This is a genomic window from Arthrobacter sp. UC242_113 (genome assembly GCF_044054585.1).
GTDB lineage: Bacteria > Actinomycetota > Actinomycetes > Actinomycetales > Micrococcaceae > Arthrobacter.
On sequence record NZ_CP171968.1, the window covers coordinates 4554985 to 4572552 of the forward strand.

A 17568-nucleotide genomic window follows, 5' to 3' on the forward strand; every position below is an offset into this window, starting at 1 on the left:
GCAGAACAACATTGGCCCAGCACACCAGCTGCTGCCGACATGCGCTGTTGTCGAATGCACGCCTAACTTTCACCACCCCACGAAGTTTTTAGGCATTCGCCCCCAGCCCAGCGTAGGGCGCCCCTCCCCAAAATCATTGCGGGGACCCGAGCATTCGAGCCGCGATGACGGCCATTCACATTGAGGTAAGCATTCATGTCAGTTGCATCCGGATACGTCCACATCTCAGTCCGTAACGCCAACAAAGCTGGTCAGGCGTCGGGCCTGCGGCAGGGATTCGGCGCCCGCCCCGCCTTCGCCCCGGCTGGCCAGGCAAACAGTGTTCCCGCCGCTCCGGGTTACGCACCCCAGGGCTACAACCCGAACTCCTACGGCCAGCTGCGCGCCGTCCAGGCTGACGAAGCCGCGCCGCTCACCGCGCCCACGCCTCTTGTGGCCCCGGCCGCCGCCGCGCCGGTCCGCGCCGTACCCAATGAAAACGTTGCCCGCGGATTCGTCCTGTACATGGGAATTGACGAGGAAACCGCGGCTGCCGCCGGCACCTCGATTGCCAAGCTTGCCCAGGAGATCCGGGCTTATGCCCAGTCGCTGGTTACCGGAGCCGAGAGCTACGCCGCCGTCGCTGTGGCGCCGTCCAGCGCCCCCGGTTCGGCGCTCGACGTCGTCCGTTCCACCTTCGGTGACCCCACCGTCAATGCCCGGCAGCGCACCGAGACCGCCCGCGTGCAGCCGGCCCAGGATCCCCGCCCGTCGGGTGTCCTGATCGACCTCGCCCGCCGCGAGGTGCACCTCGACGGCGAGTCCCTGAACCTGACGTTCAAGGAATTCGAACTACTCAACTACCTCGTGGAAAACGGCACCCGCACCGTGGGCCGCGACGAACTGCTCGAGGGTCTGTGGCGGAACGCCGAAGAAGTGCCGAACGAGCGCACCATCGATGTCCACATCCGCCGCCTGCGCTCCAAGCTCGGCCGCCTGGCCAACACCGTGCGTACAGTCCGTGGCCAGGGCTACCGCTTCTACGAGCACCCGGAGGTCGTTGTCTGGGCCGCTCCGGAGTACTCGATCTAGTCAGGCTTTGCCCGACCGGCTCGGGCGGCTGGCGATAGGCTTGGGCCATGAGTGCGCACCATAAGAAGCGGCTGGTCCTTATGCGCCACGCCAAAGCCGACTGGCCGGGCGGGGTGGCGGACCACGAGCGTCCCCTGGAGGAGCGTGGCCACCGCGAGGCCCCCCTTGCGGGCAAATGGCTGCTCAAGCACAACATCGTCCCGGACTTCATCCTGTGCTCCAGCGCTCTGCGAACTCGGCAGACGTGCACCTGGGTGTGCAGTGAACTCGGTGATAAGGCTCCGACGCCGAAACTTGAGGACGGGCTCTACGGCGCCTCTGCGCTGCGCATGCTTGCCGTCATCAACCACGTGCCGGACACCGTGACCACGCTGATGGTGATCTCCCACATGCCCGGCGTCCAGGACCTGGCCATGCACCTGGCGTCGCGGAATTCCAATCACGACGCCTACATGGATGCCGCGACGCGGTTTCCCACGAGCGGGCTGACCGTGCTGGAGACAGAGAAGCCCTGGGCGGAGCTGGATGGCCAGGATGCCAAGCTCACGCACTTCAAGGTTCCGCGCGCTCACTAGCCGCACGCGCTGCCGCGGAGAGCTTGCAGCGGATCGCGCGTTGCCGCTGTATCAGAGGCGGGGCGCCCGTCCGTCGGACCGCTGGGCTGGCGTTCGTTGGGCTGCTTTCCGCGGGGCTGGCTGCTGAACCGGTTTCTGCTGGGCGGGTTTCTGCTGAGCAGGGCGCTGCGCTGGCTGCCGGGCGCCCGCGGGAAGCCTCGCTGCCGGTCGGGCCGGTGCTCCGGCAGCCCGGGCCGTTGCCGTCGCAGCCGGCCTCCCGTTGGCGCCGGACGTCCCGGACTTGGCCGTGGGTCCGGATCCTGCCGCCCGCCCGGACCCTGCCGCCCGCCCGGACCCTGCCGCGCGGCCGGTACCTGTGCGTGCCGGGCCCGCGCCCCGGGCTGGGCCTGCGCCCCGCGGCTTGGACATGCCAGCGGGGCGTGTGGGTGCATTCCGCTGCAGCCGCCTCCGGGACGGCCAGACCGCCGCGCAGAACAGCACCAGCAGCGTCAGGCATCCCGAGGCCGCCGCAAGGTAGAAGTAGATGTCCGAATCCCGGGTGGTCACGGCCTGGCCCAAGGCGGCAGCATCCTGGTTGAAGGCGAGTCCCCACATGCGCAGGAAGGCGATGCTGCACCCGATGAACAGGCTGGTTCCAATCCCGCCCGCCAGCAGGGCCAGGTAACGGTGGCGGGCGAAGGCTTCCGCCACGGACGCCACGTACCCCACGGCCACGGCGCCCAGAAATGCAACCAGCGCTACTTCTTCGAGCGTGATGGACGTCAGCACCAGCAGGCCTGCCGCCGCGGCAAACGCACCGATCGCTGATTTTCCGCTGTTACCCATGTGACGCATGGGACCAATCATCCCTGAGGATCGGGCCCCTTCAGCACGTAGCCGCGCATGATTGTCATGATGGCTGCAACGCTTTGGTCACGGCTCCGTTCGGGGTTGTATGTCTGGCGGTCCAGCCCTACCACGAAGCAGGCGCCAAACACGGCCGCTTCCAGGCTTCCCCGGGAAATGGTGGCGTCCACAGGGTACTGCGCAGCAACGCTTTCGATTGCCGTGCCGATCACCTGCAGCAGCCGGGTCCGGAGTTCGACGAAGGTGTCCTGCCATTCGCTCGGCGTGCGCCACTGCTCGCCCACCCACAGCCTGGCGAAGGACGGATACTCGGCCATGAAGTCCATGGCCTGGCCGATCATCGCCTCCATGCCGGCCAAGGGGTCCGCGGTGCCGCCCGCCACGCTGAGCAACCTGGCCTCGAGGATGTCGACGCCGTGCCGCAGGAGCTGGGCGATCAGGTCGGACTTGCTGCCGAAGTTGTAGTAGACGGTCCCCTTGGACACGCCGGCCGCAGCGGCGATCTCGTCCACCGTCACACCGGATGCGCCGCGTTCCCCGATCAGGTCCATGGATGCCTCGAACAGCTTCTGCTTCGTGGCGTTGGTCCGGCCGGGGCGGAGCTTCCTCGGTGCAGCGGGTTCCTGGTCCGCCTCCAGCGTGCTCATACGGCGATCTCCGGTTTCAGGGTCTTGACTGTCCAGAACTTGTTCTTGCGGACGGCCAGCGTCGAAAGTGCCATCCCCAGCAAAGTGTAGCCAAACAGCCCCGCCACGGTGGATGGGATCAGGGACAGGTCCGCCCCGTAGACCAGGTGCCGCATGCCATCCACCACGTAACCCATGGGCAGGACCCGGTGGACGGCGTGCAGCGGCTCCGGCGTGGTCTGCCACGGGAAGGTGCCGCCCGAGGAGACCAGCTGCAGCACGAGCAGGATGAGCACCGCCAGCTTCCCCGGCGAACCGAGCAGCGCCACCACGCCCTGGATGACGGCGCTGAACGCCATGGCGGCAGCCAGCAGGAACAGCCACATCAGCCACGGATGGGCAGGATGCAGTCCAAGACCCACATTGACGACGACGGTGAGCAGGCTCGCCTGCACGGCAGACACCGCCAGGAACGGAAGCCAGCCCCCGACGGCGATCTTCCAGGCCGGCGCGTTGGAGGCCAGGGCACGCTGGGTGATGGGCCGCATGGCCTGGACCAGCATGAAGATGCCGATCCACAGGGCCAGGGTCATGAAGAAGGGGGCCAGTCCTGCACCGTAGGAGCCGGCCTTTGCCTGCGAGACGTTGCTGACGGCCACGGGGTCGGACATCACGGCCGAGAGGCTGCTCTTCTGCGAGTCATCGGGGTGGGGGACCTTGCCCGCTCCCTGGGACAGCCCCTCAGCCAGTTTCCCGGCTCCGGCCGCGGCGGTGCCCGCTCCGCTCTCGAGTTGCGCCGCACCGTCGTCGAGCTTCTCGGTGCCTGCCACGAGGGCGGCGGAACCGTCCACCGCCGTCTGCTCTCCGGTTGCCAGCGTCGAGGCGCCAGCCGCCAGCCGGTCTGCCCCGGCAGACGCGGTTGAGATGCCGCCGGTCAGCGCTGGGGCGGCGGCGGCCAGCCGGGCCGCGCCGGTACTGACCGCAGCTGATCCGTCGGAAAGCTGCTGAATCTGCGCAGCGTCTGCCTCGATCTTCGCTTTGGCGTCACTGACCGGGCCGGAGGCAGCCGCGGAATCAACTTCCGCGAGCACCTTGTCCGCCTGGTCCTGGGTCAGGACGCCCGCGGCCACCAGCTTGCTGTTGGACTCCTGCAGCCGGCCGCGGAGGCTGGTTTCAGCAGCCCCGAGCTGCCCGACGGCGTCCTGCACCTTGCTGTTCAGCGCCGCGTTTCCGGCCGCAACCTGCGCGGCACCGTCAGCGAGGCGCTGCGAATCCGCCGGAAGCCCGGCCGTCCTGTCGCGCAACTCCGCCAGCCCACCGCTCAGCTGTCCGGCGCCGGCCGAGAGCTCGTTGGCCCCGTCGCGCAGCCTGACCTGGCCGTTGTAAAGGTCGGCGGCCCCGGTTTCCAGCTTCCCGGTTCCTTCATGCAGGGTGACGGTACCGTCGTGCAGCCGGGTGACGCCGTCGGCCAGTTGGGTAGCGCCGTCGGCCGCCTTCACCATCTGGGTGTGGATGGTGCCGAACCCGGTGAGGAGCTGGTTGGCCGTCTCCGCGCCTACCTCCTTGGCCACCGACGCATGGACGGCAGTGGTCAGCTTGTCCACGATAGTGCTCAGCAGGTAGTTGTTGGCGTCGTTCGTGGTGACGTTGAGCATGGCCTGGGCCGCCGAGTCGAAGCTGCCCGGCGAGGCGAGATTGGCGGAGAAGTCCTTGGGGATCCTGAGGGCGAAGGCGTACTTCCCGTCGCTGACGCCCTGGTCCGCCTCCGCGGCAGACCGGACCGTCTGCCAGTTGAACACGTGCCCGGCGAGGAGGCTGTCCGCCACCTTCTGCCCGGCCTCCAGCCGGGTCCCATTGCCGGTGGCCGCCCCGGCGTCCTCCACCACGAGCGCCGCGTCGATCCGGTCGAGGTTGCCGTACGGATTCCAGTTGGCGTAGAGGTACACGGCGCCATAGAGCAGCGGCACGAGGGTGAGGGCCAGGATGGTCAGCTTGGGCAGCAGCCCGCCGGTCATGCGCTTGAGTTCGGAGCGCGCCAGCCGCAGGACAGTCACTTGTCAACCTCGTCCGTCACGCCCGAGCCACCTGTCAGGCTGGAGTTTTTGTCCATATATTCGGACTTCGGGGGCGTTTTGGAGCCATTATCTGGACAAAAACTCCCCTCGGAGGGACGGCGGGCCGCATTGCCGATTTCCGCGGACGGTCCGGTCCAGCCGTCCGGGAGGGACGTAACGGTTGCGACGACGGCGAGGGGCCGGCCGCCGTCGTACGCCAACTCCGTGAGCCGCGGCAGCCAGTGGGCGGAATCGGCGCCGTGCCGGTCGGGGGAGTCCACCACGAGGAGGTCCGTGCCGGGGTTGGAAAGGGCCAGCGCGGTGAGGAGCTCGGTCCGCCGCGCCGGCGGGAGCTGCTCCGTCCACAAGCCGGCGACGTCCTCGAAGCGGTTGACCTTCAGCCACGGCTTGCTGCGCAGGGCGCCACGGTAACGGCGGGGGACCAGGGCCAGATCCTCGGTCACCAGGTCAGCGACGCTCAGGTGCTGCTCGGGTTCGTTGACGCCGGGGGAGTCCACCAGGGCGCTGGCGCGCCGCAGCGGCCTCACCCCTGCCGTGCCGTCCCAGGTGGCAGCGCCGCCGTCGGGCTTCATCCGGCCGCTCAGGACAAGCGCGAGGGCCGTCCGCTGGTCCTGTCGGTCGCCGGTCACCAGCAGCAGTTCGCCGCGGGCCACCTGGAGGGAAGTCGGCGGCAGGAGGTCCAGCCGCCGGCCTTTCACGCTGAGCTGTCGTGCGCAGAGCAAAGGAAGCCTTTCGCAGAAGTTGTCTGCGTCAAGGCTAACCGAACTGACTAGTCAGTTCAAATAGAGATCAGAGCCCGTACTTTTCCAGCAGCCGCAGCCAGACCTCGCTAATGGTGGGGTAGGAGGGGACTGCGTGCCAGAGCCGGTCCAGCGGGACTTCCCCGACGACGGCGATCGTCGCCGCGTGCAGGAGTTCGGCGACGTCGGGCCCCGCGAAGGTCGCGCCGAGGAGCACCTTGCGGTCCTCGTCCACCACCAGCTGCGCCCAGCCCTTGTAGTTCCGGGCATGCAGCGAGGAGCCGGCCACTTCGATGGGCAGCTCCACCGATGAGGCGTTGTAGCCGTCCTTGCGGGCCTGCTCCAGCGACCTGCCGACGTTGGCCAGCTCGGGGTCGGTAAACACCACGTTGGGAATGGCGTGTTCGTCGGCTGTCTGCGCGTACCGGCTCCACGGCTCAGGCTCCCCTCGCAGCTCGCCCTTTGCCCTGGCGGCAATGGCTGCGCCGGTGGCCCGGGCCTCATACTTGCCCTGGTGGGTCAGCAGCACTTTGCCCGCCGCGTCGCCCACCGCGTACAGCCAGGGGCCGCCGTCGTTGCCCGACGCCTCCGCCACCAGGCCGGTCGGGTCGGTACGGACGGTCAGTGGCTTGCCGTCGCTGGCGGACAGCCCCACGTTCTCCAGCCCCAGCCCCTCCAGTGCGGGCCGCCGGCCGGTCGAGACCAGCAGCTGGTCCACCGTGACGGTGTCGCCGCCGTCGAGCGTGAGCGTCAGGGAACCGTCCGAATTCCTGTGGACGCTGCGGGTCTTGGTGTCGAGCCGGAGTTCCACGCCGTCAGCCCGCAGTCCGGCGGCCACCAGTTCCGCGGCTTCAGCGGGAAAGTTGCGCAGCAGCCCGCTGCGCGCCACCAGCGTGACCGTGGACCCGAGGCGGGCAAAGACCTGGGCAAGCTCCGTGCCGGCGACGCCGCCGCCCAGCACGCCAAGCCGTCCGGGGACCTCCTTCGCCGAGGTCGCTTCGCGCGTGCCCCAGTATTCAACGTCGGACAGCCCGTCGACGGGCGGCCGGTTGGGCGTGGAGCCGTTGGCAAGCACGACGGCGTGACGCGCCTTGAGTGCGTAATCGTCGCCGTCCAGCCCAGCGACTCCCACCGCCCGCTCGCCGGTGATGCGTGCCCGGCCGCGGATCAGCTCGATGCCTACGCCCTCCACCCATTCCACCTGGCTGGCATCCTGCCAGTGGGACGTGAAGGAGTCCCGCCGCTTGAGGACCGCTCCCGCGTCCAGCGTTCCGGTCACGGCCTCGCTGGCACCTGGAACTGACTGGGCCCCGTGCAGTGCGGTGCCCGGTCGCAGCAGTGCCTTCGATGGCATGCACGCCCAGTAGGAGCATTCGCCGCCCACCAGTTCGGCTTCCACCAGCACCGCCGTCAGGCCGCCCTGCACCACCCGGTCCGCGGCATTTTCCCCCGCCGCGCCGGCGCCGATCACAATGACATCGAATTCCCGTTCAACAAGACGTGGCATGGCAAAAGCCTACGCCCACGCCCGCCACGGATTTCCGCAGGCGCTGCCGTAACAATGGACCCCGCCATTCTGGGGACATGGGACATCCGCTACGGTGAGGAAAAGTACGGACAGCGCAAAGGAGCCTTCCATGCAGCCCTCCCACGTGGTTCCGCCGGCCCGCTTGGGCGCCCAGGCCCGCCTGCGCGCCCTGCAGTCCGACATCATGGAGCTCATCCTGGACCGTGAACTGGAGCCCGGCGACGCCCTTCCCACCGAAAACGAGCTGTGCCTCGCCCTCGGCGTGGGCCGGAACACCCTGCGGGAGTCGCTGAAGGTCCTGCAGGCGCTGGGGGTCATTGAGATCCGCCACGGCTTCGGCATGTTCGTTGCACCCAGCAATTTCGAATCCCTCGCCGACGGCCTGATCTTCCGCGGCCGCCTCTCGCTGCGGCACCACGGCCTGGAAGCGCGGCAGCTCGTGGACGTCCGCCACGCGCTGGAGGCGGGGCTCATCGGCAGCGCAATGGACGAGATGACGGACGAACAGCTCGGCGCCATCGAGGAGTCCGTGATCCGCATGGAGGAGCGCGCGGACGCGGGGGAAGCCTTTGTGGAAGCCGATGCGGAGTTCCACCGCAGGCTCTTTGAACCCCTTAACAATGAACTCCTGCTAAACCTGCTGGGCGTCTTCTGGAAGGTGTACCGCAAGATCTATACCGAGGTTGGACCCGGTGTGGAGGATCTGCCAGCACTCGCTGCAGTGCACCGGAACATCTACTCGGCCGTGGCTGCCGGGGACAAAGCCCGGGCAGCCCGCGAGCTGACGCACCACTTCGAGGGGTTCCGCGAGCGGATACGCGAGGCGGTTGCGGAATAGGAGCCCCGGTTCCGGACCAGTCCGATGCTTAACGCAGAAGGTCCGCACCGGTTTCCCGGTGCGGACCTTCTCTCGTGCGCCCAAAGGGATTCGAACCCCTGACCTTCTGTTCCGTAGACAGACGCTCTATCCAGCTGAGCTATGGGCGCATCTTCCGGTTCCCGGCGAGTTATTCGCTCGCCCCGAACCTCGAATAACTTTACGCGAGGACGCCCGCAGTTCCAAATCGAGGACCATGTAATTTACACAACTAGACCGGTCTATGTGACCTTCGTCACTAATTTCGACTTTTCTAAATCCAAATTCCTTGAATTTCCGCGGAAGTTGAGTCCGGGGGGGCAGGACATCCGACGTCTGACCGCGAATTGGTCCAGATCATCAGAAATAGCATTTAGCACACACCACTGAACCCGAGGAAGGGAACTGCAATGGCCCACTTGGCGCGACTGCCGCTGCTTGAGAAAGCACCCACCACCCATGCCGGTCTGCTGGCCTGGGTTGAAGAGGTCGCTGGGCTCACCCAGCCGGACCGGATTCATTGGGTCGACGGCTCCGAGGAAGAAAACACCCGCCTCACCGACGAACTCGTCGCGGCCGGCACCCTGAAGCGGTTGAACCAGGACCTGTTCCCCAACTCCTTCGCTGCCTTCTCGGACCCCGCTGACGTGGCCCGCGTTGAAGAGCAGACGTTCATCTGCTCCGAGAAGGAGCACGACGCAGGCTTCACCAACAACTGGATGGCCCCGGCGGAGATGAAGGAGAAGCTGCGCGGGCTGTTCTCCGGCTCCATGCGCGGCCGCACTATGTACGTCATCCCGTTCGTCATGGGCCACCTCGACGCCGAGGATCCCAAGTTCGGCGTCGAGATCACCGACTCCGCCTACGTTGTTGCTTCCATGCGCATCATGGCCCGCATCGGCACGGACGTCCTGAACCGGATCACCGAAACAAACGCCTTCTTCGTTCCGGCTCTGCACTCCCTGGGCGCTCCGCTGGAAGCCGGCCAGGCAGACGTCCCGTGGCCCTGCAACCCGGACAAGTGGATCGTGCACTTCCCCGAAGAGCGCTCCATCTGGTCCTTCGGCTCCGGCTACGGCGGAAACGCGCTGCTGGGCAAGAAGTGCTACGCCCTGCGCATCGCCTCGGTCATGGCCCACGACGAGGGCTGGCTTGCCGAGCACATGCTCATCCTCAAGCTCACCTCGCCGGAGCAGAAGACGTACTACGTCTCGGCTGCCTTCCCGTCCGCCTGCGGCAAGACCAACCTTGCCCTCCTGGACCCCACCATCAAGGGCTGGAAGGTCGAGACTCTCGGCGACGACATCACCTGGATGCGGTTCGGCAAGGAAGGCGAGCTCCGCGCCGTCAACCCCGAGGCCGGCCTGTTCGGCGTGGCCCCCGGCACCGGCTGGGGCACCAACCCGAACGCCATGCGGGCCATCGCCAAGGGCAACAGCATCTTCACCAACGTTGCGCTGACCGACGACGGCGGCGTCTGGTGGGAGGGCATGACGGAGGAAACCCCGGCGCACCTCACCGACTGGCAGGGCAACTCCTGGACCCCCGAGTCCGCCAAGCCGGCAGCCCACCCGAACTCGCGCTTCTGCACCCCGATCGACCAGATCGACATGCTGGCTGAGGAGTACCACAGCCCGAACGGTGTGGAACTGTCCGCCATCCTGTTCGGCGGCCGCCGCAAGACCACCATCCCGCTGGTCACCGAGGCCCGTGACTGGACCAACGGCATCTTCATGGGCTCCACCCTGTCGTCCGAGACCACCGCTGCTGCGGCCGGTGCCGTGGGCGTGGTTCGCCGCGACCCCATGGCCATGCTTCCGTTCATCGGCTACGACGCCGGCGACTACCTGAACCACTGGGTCAACCTGTCCGCCAAGGCCAACCCGGAGCGCCTGCCCAAGATTTTCCTGGTGAACTGGTTCCGCCGCACGGCTGAGGGTGGCTTCGCCTGGCCCGGGTTCGGGGACAACGCGCGTGTCCTGAAGTGGGCCATCGAGCGGCTCGAAGGTAAGGCCGACGCCGTGGAGACCCCCATCGGCTTCGTCCCGACCGGCGACGCCATTGACCTTGACGGACTCGACATGACCCCCGCTGAGGTTGAGGACGCCGTCCGCGTCGACCCCGACGAGTGGAAGACCGAGCTCGCCTCGATCGAGGAGTGGTTCGCCAACTTCGGCGATTCGCTGCCCGCAGCGCTCCAGCAGGAGCTCGACGGCCTGAAGGCCCGCCTGGCCTAGACCAGTACGACGGCGGCCCCGCACCTTTTTCTTCAAAGGTGCGGGGCCGCCGTCGTCCGTTCTGGAGTTCTTGTCCAGGTAATGGGCGCTATACGCCCCTAAAGTCGTGCCAAGTGGACAAAAACTCCCCGGCCGGAAGGGCTAGGAGGCCAGCCAGATGTCCGGGCCGAAGACCTCGTAGTGGATCCGTGTTGCGGGGATGCCTGCCTCGATGGCCTCGTTGCGGATGTTTTTCATGAACGGCAGCGGGCCGCACAGGTACAGCGACGCGTTGGCGGGCAGGTCCACCTCGCGCAGGGACATGAAGCCGGACTTCGTCCCCGCCTCCGGTTCCTCCAGCCAGAGCTGGAGGTCGGCGCCGTCGAGGCGCTCGACGTCGTCCGTCATCTGGGAGCGCAACGCCCAGCTGTCCAGGGTGCTCTCGGCGTGAAGGACCAGCACCTGACGGTCGGAGCCGGTTTCGGCGAGGGAACGGAGGATCGAGGCGGTGGGCGTGCAGCCGATACCCGCGGAAGCGAGAACCACAGGGCCGTCGCCGTCCTTCAATATCTACACGTCTATTTCTACACGCCGTAGAAGTGATTTTCCAAATGGAGAAGGGAGCACCTGGGGAGCCAGGGAAAGGGCGCGCAGGCGGCCGGTTCAGGCGCCGGGGCGCAGTCCGATGGCCTCGAAAACCGGTGTCATCTGCCGTGAGGTGGGCAGGTCGGCCACCACGACGCCGTCGAGCTCGCGGTAAAAGGCCTCGCGGGCCAGCGCCAGGGCGCCGCGGAGCCGGCACTCGTTGATGAGGGGGCAGCTGCCGGCCGGGCCGATGCACTCGGCGGCGTCCTCACGGGTGTCCAGCTCCCGCAGGACCTGGCCGACGGTCACTCGGCGGCCGGCTGCGCTGAGCCTCGAGCCCCCGTTGCGGCCGCGCTCCACGTCAATCAGCCCGAGCATTCGCAGCTTCGCCACCGCCTTGCTGACGTGGTTGTACGGGGTTTTGACGGCGTCCGCGACGTTCTGGGTAGTGAGCAGGCCGCCCTCGGGCGCGGCAGCGAGCACCATGAGGGCGCGCAGGCTGACGTCCGCGAAGGCATTGATTTTCATGCTTCTAGCCTAAATGACCTGGGCAAATTGACGTTCCGTCCGGCCCGCACAGGGTGGCTGTGCACGCCGGCTGACCGGCTAAAACCGCCGTTTCGCCCGGTCTAGTCCGCCCAAATGACAGGCTCGTTGGAGTCGGCGGCAAGGTCGCCGAACTCCCACTCGCTGCCCTTGGACGTGGGGGTGTACGGCAGGACGGCTGCGAACACCGCGCCGTCCCGGTGCTCGGTGGCCACGTGGATGGCGTCCGAGTCCTCCTCTACCAGGGTGATGTCGCAGACGATGGCGGCGGCACGGAACTCGTCCCGGTGCTGGCGCAAAAGTTCCGTGATGTCGCGGATCATCGCGTCGGCGTCGAACTCGCTGTCCCCGTCGGCCTCCGGACCTGCCGGCGAAACAGCGACGAGGCGGACGTCGCCGTCGTTCTCCACCACGAGGGCGAACGGCAGGAACCCGCCGCTGCGCTCAAGCTGCTCCTGCGCCGCCGCCATCCCGGTGCCCAGTAGGTTTTCCAGATCGCTGGCCGTGGACTCCGGCACGGATGCGCGCCACGATGACTGGGCCGGGGTCGAATCGGGTGATGCCACGGGGCCGTCCTAGCTGCGGACCAGGGCCAGCACGCGGTCGCGCACCCGCTCCATCGTGGCACGGTCCGTGGCTTCGGCGTTCAGCCGCAGGTACGGTTCGGTGTTGGAGGGGCGCAGGTTGAACCAGAAGCTGCCGTCGGCGGCGGTGAAGGTGCTGCCGTCCAGGTGGTCCACCGCCACGTCCTCGGTCTCGAAATCGGCCCGGACGCGCTCCACAGCGCCGGCCTTGTCTTCGATTTCCGAGTTGATTTCGCCGGAGGAAACGTACGGTTCGTACTCCCGGCCCAGCTCAGAAAGCGGGCCGTCCTGTTCACCCAGTGCGGCCAGCACGTGCATGGCGGCAAGCATGCCGGTGTCTGCGTTCCAGAAGTCACGGAAGTAGAAGTGGGCCGAGTGCTCCCCGCCGAAGATGGCGCCCTCCTCTGCCATGACGGCCTTGATGAAGGAGTGGCCCACCCGGGTGCGTACAGCGCGGCCGCCGTCTTCGGCGACGAGTTCCGGCACCGCGCGGGAGGTCAGGAGGTTGTGGATGATGGTGGGGTTTGCCTCGCCCTGCGCCTTCGCGCGGGCGATTTCGCGGCGGGCCACCATGCCGGTGATCGCCGACGGCGAGACCGCTTCGCCCTTTTCGTCGATGACGAAGCAGCGGTCGGCGTCGCCGTCGAACGCCAGGCCGATGTCCGCGCCGTGTTCGACGACGGCGGCCTGCAGGTCGCGCAGGTTTTCCGGCTCCAGGGGGTTGGCCGGGTGGTTCGGGAAGGAGCCGTCCAGTTCGAAGTAGAGCGGAACGATTTCGAAGGGCAGCTTCGGCAGCAGCGTATCGCCCAGGACGGCGGGCGTGGTGAGTCCGGCCATGCCGTTGCCGGCGTCCACCACCACCTTGAGGGGGCGCGAGCCGGAGAGGTCAACCAGCGTGCGCAGGTACTCGGCGTAGTCCTTCAGCACATCCCGGACACCGATCTGGCCCCGCGTTTCGGCAGCGGGGATGGAGCCCGTGTTCAGGTACTGCTCGGCGAGTGCCTGGATCTCCTTGAGGCCGGTTTCGGAGGAGATGGGGACGGCGCCGGCCTTGGCCATCTTGATGCCGTTGTATGCGGCGGGATTGTGGCTTGCGGTGAACGTGGCGCCTGCCGCGTTCAAGGCTCCGCACGCGTAGTACAGCTCGTCCGTGGAGATCAGGTCGAGCAGCTGGACGTTGGCTCCCCGCGTGGCGGCACCGCTGGCGAACGCCTTGCTGAACTCGGGGGAGGACGGGCGCATGTCACCGCCGACCAGGACTGTCTGTCCCTCAAGGCCAAGCACGTCAACGAACGCAGCGCCTACGGCTTCGACGATTTCAGCGGTGATGGATTCGCCCACGATGCCGCGGACGTCATACGCCTTGAACGAGGCCGAAAGGTCAAAAGTACGGGTCTGGTCGCTAGTCACGGCACTTATCTTACGGGCACGCGCGCGGCGGCCTGTGAAGGGGAAGTCACAGAAGCGCGCGCCGACTGTTGTCCACATGGCGGGTGCGCTGGGTTTGGTGTGTCAGAGGCGGCTGGGATACTGAATCAATGGCAAATAACCAGCACGCTCCTGTCCTTGCTTCTGCCCCCGGCCCCTCCGGTACCGGCGCCGGTAGGGACCAGGACGCGGTCACTGGGACCCGGGGTCAGGCCCTGTCGGTGCTGCGCGAGCTGGTAGGCCGGCCGGATGCCGACTTCCACGACGGCCAGTTCGAGGCCATAGAGGCGCTGGTCGACGGCGGCCGCCGGACCCTCGTGGTGCAGCGGACAGGCTGGGGAAAGTCCGCCGTTTACTTCGTGGCGTCCCTGCTGCTCCGGCGGCGCGGGGCGGGACCCACTCTGATCGTATCGCCGCTGCTGGCCCTGATGCGGGACCAGGTGGCCGCCGCTGCCCGGGCAGGTGTCCGGGCCGTGGCCATTAACTCCGCCAACCAGCTGGAGTGGGACACGGTGCGGGAGCAGCTTGCTGCCGACCAGGCGGACGTCCTGCTGGTGTCCCCCGAGCGGCTCACCAACCCTTCGTTCCGCGAGAACCAGCTGCCGGAACTCATCCGGCGCACGGGGCTGCTGGTGATCGACGAGGCCCACTGCATCTCAGACTGGGGCCACGACTTCCGGCCGGACTACCGCCGCATTGCCGACCTCATCGCCGAGCTGCCGGACACCGTGCCCGTACTGGCCACCACAGCCACTGCCAACTCCAGGGTGGTCCACGATATCGAGGAACAGTTGGGCGACGGCGTGCTGACCATCCGTGGCGCATTGGGCAGGGAGTCGCTGCGGCTCGGTGTCCTGGCACTGCCCGACTCCCGCGAGCGTCTGGGCTGGCTTCTGACGCACCTGGCCGATCTGCAGGGCAGCGGGATCATCTACACCCTGACGGTCTCCGCCGCCGAGGACACCGCCAGGCTGCTTGCGGAGGCGGGCCACGAGGTACTGGCCTATACCGGCCGCACGGACCCGGCAGACCGGGAGCGGGCGGAGCAGCTCCTCAAGGACAACCAGGTCAAGGCACTGGTGGCGACGTCCGCGCTGGGGATGGGCTTCGACAAGCCGGACCTCGGTTTCGTGGTGCACCTCGGCGCACCATCGTCCCCGGTTGCCTACTACCAGCAGGTGGGCAGGGCGGGCCGTGGCGCCGCCAATGCGGACGTCCTTCTCCTGCCAGGGTCCGAGGACCGCGAAATCTGGCAGTACTTCGCCACGGCCTCCATGCCCTCCGAGGAGAAGGCCGCCGCTGTGCTGACCGCGCTGGCGGAAGCCGGTTCGGCCGTGTCCACCGTGGCTTTGGAGGCCCGGGTGGACCTGCGCCGGACGCCCCTGGAACTCCTGCTGAAGGTCCTCGCCGTGGACGGCGCAGTGGAACGGGTGGGCGGCGGCTGGCGCTCCACCGGGATGCCCTGGACGTACGACGCCGAACGGTACCGCCGCATCGCGGAGGCCCGGGTGGACGAGCAGGACTCCATGGTCATCTACCAGGACACCGCCGGGTGCCGGATGGAGTACATCACCTCCGTTCTGGACGATGAGACCGCTGCTGCCTGCGGCCGCTGCGACAACTGTGCAGGGAGGTGGTTCCCCTCGGAGGTCGCCTCCACCGCCACGGAGGCTGCCGGGCAGACCCTCAGCCGTGCGGGCATTGTGCTGGAGTCGCGGCTCCAGTGGCCCAGCGGAATGGACCGCCTCGGGGTGCCGGTGAAGGGCAAGATCAAACCTGACGAAAACGTCGCGGACGGCCGGGTCCTCGCGAGACTGACGGACCTGGGCTGGGGCGGGGCGTTGCGCGAACTCTTCGCGGCCGGGGCCCCGGACCGAGCTGTCGATCCCGGCATGCTGCAGGCCTGTGTCCAGGTGCTCCGCGAATGGAGCACCGGTGATTCCCGGATTCCGGGCTGGAGCGGCGCAGGCAGGCCGGCGGCGATCGTCTGCATGCCCTCGCGCAGCAGGCCCGAACTCGTGGACTCCCTGGCCCGTGGCATCTCCCAGATCGGCCGCATCCCGTACATCGGCCAGCTGCAGCTCGAGCACGGCGGGCCCACCGGCGGACGCGGCGGCAACAGCGCCTACCGGCTGGCCGGTGCGTGGGACCGTCTCGTGGTGGGGGAGTCACTGGCGGCAGAGCTCGCTGGCCTCGGCGGCGGCAGCGTGATGCTCATCGACGACCTCGTGGACAGCCGCTGGACCGTCACGGTCGCGGGACGCGCGCTCAGGCGGGCCGGTGCGGGCGCGGTGCTTCCGCTGGCACTGGCCCAGGCCGGCTGACCTCGGCCCCCGCGTGCCGGTGCAGCATTAGGCTGTCGGCGGTGCTGAGGAGCATCAGCACAGCAATCGACAGGAACGCGCCACGGTAGGCGGCCACGCCGCCGCCGTCCGGCCCGGCTGACAAGATGGCGCCAAACCCGGACGAGAGCAGCGAGTCCGATTCGAAGAGGCGCAGCAGCAGGGCGCCCACCGCGATGCCGGCCCCCGTGGCCAGCTGCACAAGCGTCGCCGAGACGGCATTGGCCGACGTCAGCTGCCCCGGCACGATGTCTGCGTACTGGACAGATGCGTACGCGGAGAAGCCGATCGAACGGAACGCCCCGCTAAACACCAGGAGCGCGAACACCAGCGGTTCCGGTGTGGCCGGGGTCAGCATCGCGCAGATGGCGAAAGTCGCAGCCGACGCCAGGGAAGCGAACACGAGCACCGGCTTGAACCCGAAGCGCCTGATGAGCGGCGTCGTGGCGGGTTTGATGCCGATGTTCCCGATGAACACGGCGGCCACCATGATGCCCGCATGCAGGGGGCTCCATCCGAATCCGTTCTGGAACATCAGCGGCAACAGGAACGGCACGGCACTGATGGTCAGCCGGTAGATGAAGCCGCCCAAGTTGGTGGCCCGGAAGGTGCGGGTGCCGAACACCGTCAGGTCGAACAACGGGTGGGCTGCGCGTCGCATCCAGAAGACCGCCCCCGCCAGCGCGAGAGCCCCGGCCAGGATGCTGGGCCAGGTCCACACGCCGCCGGGATGGCCGCTGGCCAATTCAAGGCCCGCCACCAGAGCGCCTACGCCGGCTGTCGTGAGGGCAAGTCCAAGCCAGTCCAGCCGGCGGGTACGGTCGCCGGGAACGGCGGGAACCAGGCGCAGGGCGGCGAGGAAGGCCGCGGCGCCGAGCGGCAAATTGATCAGGAAGATCCAGTGCCAGGACAGGTAGGTGGTCAGGGCACCGCCCACAAGTGGTGCGAGGACCGGCGCCAGCAGCCCCGGCCAGACGAGGTAGGCGGTGGCACGCAGCAGATCCGACTTTGGTGTCCCGCGAAGCACCAGCAGCGTACCGACCGGAACCATCATCGCCCCGCCCAGGCCCTGCAGGACGCGGCTGACGGTCAGCACCGTGAGGTCCTGGCTGGCGGCGCACAGCAGCGACGCCAGGGTAAAGACAGCGATGGCCAGGCAAAAAATCCGCCGGGCCCCGAGGCGCTCCGCCAGCCAGCCGCTCAGCGGGATACCCATGGCCACTGTCATCAGGTAGGCGGTCATGGTGATGTTCACGCTGGCGGACGGCACCCCGAAGTCCCCGGCGATGCTCGGGATGGCGGTGGTCAGGACCGTCCCGTCGAGGAACTCCATGAAGAACGTGGCCGCCACCAGCAGGGCCAGCCTGGGGCTCCAGGCCTCACTGGAAGAAAGCTTGTTCATGCAATCATCCTGACACCGGCATGCGGCTTATCGCCTTCGCCGTCCGGCACTCGGACGGCCGCATCGGCCGCAACGGCAGGACTAACGGCGGGACCGGCGGCCACGCGGCAGGGAAGGGGCCGGGAACGCAAACGGCCCCGGTCCGAGG

The 17568-nt window shown here is 67.8% G+C and carries 14 protein-coding genes, 1 tRNA gene and 1 pseudogene; 5 read left to right on the plus strand and 11 right to left on the minus strand.

The genetic code is table 11. The annotated features are described in order from the left end of the window. Positions 1 to 195: 195 nt before the first annotated feature. Together ACHMXB_RS20815 and ACHMXB_RS20820 are read left to right on the plus strand one after the other, a co-directional pair. Entirely contained in the window at positions 196 to 1071 is an 876-nt protein-coding gene (locus tag ACHMXB_RS20815; protein ID WP_395401542.1) for a winged helix-turn-helix domain-containing protein, read from the plus strand. A gap of 47 nt (positions 1072 to 1118) precedes the next feature. Next, positions 1119 to 1646, plus strand: coding sequence for a SixA phosphatase family protein (locus tag ACHMXB_RS20820; protein ID WP_395401544.1), 528 nt, complete (start codon positions 1119 to 1121; stop codon positions 1644 to 1646). 51 nt (positions 1647 to 1697) lie between these two features. Here ACHMXB_RS20820 and ACHMXB_RS20825 read toward each other — a convergent pair whose 3' ends face one another. From ACHMXB_RS20825 to ACHMXB_RS20845, 5 genes are all read right to left on the minus strand, one after another. After that, a complete protein-coding gene (locus ACHMXB_RS20825; protein ID WP_395401546.1) occupies positions 1698 to 2471 on the minus strand; it encodes a hypothetical protein in 774 nt (257 codons plus the stop codon). Between the two features lie 17 nt (positions 2472 to 2488). Next, positions 2489 to 3139, minus strand: a complete 651-nt coding sequence (locus tag ACHMXB_RS20830) for a TetR/AcrR family transcriptional regulator (protein ID WP_395401548.1) — start codon at positions 3137 to 3139, stop codon at positions 2489 to 2491. Further along, positions 3136 to 5172 (minus strand): YhgE/Pip family protein, encoded by a 2037-nt coding sequence (locus ACHMXB_RS20835; protein ID WP_395401550.1) that lies wholly within the window; start codon positions 5170 to 5172, stop codon positions 3136 to 3138. The genes ACHMXB_RS20830 and ACHMXB_RS20835 overlap by 4 nt, the downstream gene beginning before the upstream one ends. After that, complete coding sequence (locus tag ACHMXB_RS20840) at positions 5169 to 5915, minus strand: ABC transporter ATP-binding protein (RefSeq protein ID WP_395401551.1); 747 nt, start codon at positions 5913 to 5915, stop codon at positions 5169 to 5171. Before ACHMXB_RS20840 ends, ACHMXB_RS20835 begins: the two co-directional genes overlap by 4 nt. Before the next feature lie 67 nt (positions 5916 to 5982). Then, the gene (locus ACHMXB_RS20845; RefSeq protein WP_395401552.1) at positions 5983 to 7440 is read right to left on the minus strand and encodes a dihydrolipoyl dehydrogenase family protein; all 1458 of its coding nucleotides are present in this window, start codon (positions 7438 to 7440) and stop codon (positions 5983 to 5985) included. A gap of 130 nt (positions 7441 to 7570) precedes the next feature. Between ACHMXB_RS20845 and ACHMXB_RS20850 the strand changes: the two genes are divergently transcribed. Continuing rightward, positions 7571 to 8299 (plus strand): FadR/GntR family transcriptional regulator, encoded by a 729-nt coding sequence (locus ACHMXB_RS20850; protein ID WP_395401554.1) that lies wholly within the window; start codon positions 7571 to 7573, stop codon positions 8297 to 8299. 75 nt (positions 8300 to 8374) lie between these two features. Here the strand turns inward: ACHMXB_RS20850 and ACHMXB_RS20855 are convergent. Further along, a tRNA-Arg gene (locus ACHMXB_RS20855) sits at positions 8375 to 8448 on the minus strand. 279 nt (positions 8449 to 8727) lie between these two features. On the opposite strand from ACHMXB_RS20855, the gene ACHMXB_RS20860 reads away from it, so the two are divergent. Then, positions 8728 to 10554: a phosphoenolpyruvate carboxykinase (GTP) gene (locus ACHMXB_RS20860; RefSeq protein ID WP_395401556.1), complete on the plus strand. Its 1827-nt coding sequence runs from the start codon at positions 8728 to 8730 to the stop codon at positions 10552 to 10554. A gap of 141 nt (positions 10555 to 10695) precedes the next feature. On the opposite strand, the pseudogene ACHMXB_RS20865 reads toward ACHMXB_RS20860, so the two are convergent. The 4 genes and pseudogenes from ACHMXB_RS20865 to ACHMXB_RS20880 all read right to left on the minus strand — a co-directional run. After that, positions 10696 to 11100: pseudogene (locus ACHMXB_RS20865) on the minus strand (hemin transporter); the annotation flags it as partial. 96 nt (positions 11101 to 11196) lie between these two features. Next, positions 11197 to 11646: an RrF2 family transcriptional regulator gene (locus ACHMXB_RS20870; protein ID WP_395401558.1), complete on the minus strand. Its 450-nt coding sequence runs from the start codon at positions 11644 to 11646 to the stop codon at positions 11197 to 11199. A 101-nt stretch (positions 11647 to 11747) separates the two neighbouring features. Beyond that, positions 11748 to 12230 (minus strand): hypothetical protein, encoded by a 483-nt coding sequence (locus tag ACHMXB_RS20875; RefSeq protein ID WP_395401559.1) that lies wholly within the window; start codon positions 12228 to 12230, stop codon positions 11748 to 11750. 9 nt (positions 12231 to 12239) lie between these two features. Further along, the gene (locus tag ACHMXB_RS20880; RefSeq protein WP_395401561.1) at positions 12240 to 13658 is read right to left on the minus strand and encodes a phosphomannomutase/phosphoglucomutase; all 1419 of its coding nucleotides are present in this window, start codon (positions 13656 to 13658) and stop codon (positions 12240 to 12242) included. Positions 13659 to 13786: 128 nt separating this feature from the next. On the opposite strand from ACHMXB_RS20880, the gene ACHMXB_RS20885 reads away from it, so the two are divergent. Further along, positions 13787 to 16000, plus strand: coding sequence for a RecQ family ATP-dependent DNA helicase (locus tag ACHMXB_RS20885; RefSeq protein WP_395401563.1), 2214 nt, complete (start codon positions 13787 to 13789; stop codon positions 15998 to 16000). Here the strand turns inward: ACHMXB_RS20885 and ACHMXB_RS20890 are convergent. Next, positions 15945 to 17420, minus strand: a complete 1476-nt coding sequence (locus ACHMXB_RS20890; protein WP_395401565.1) for an MFS transporter — start codon at positions 17418 to 17420, stop codon at positions 15945 to 15947. The genes ACHMXB_RS20885 and ACHMXB_RS20890 overlap by 56 nt on opposite strands. Positions 17421 to 17568 lie beyond the last annotated feature (148 nt).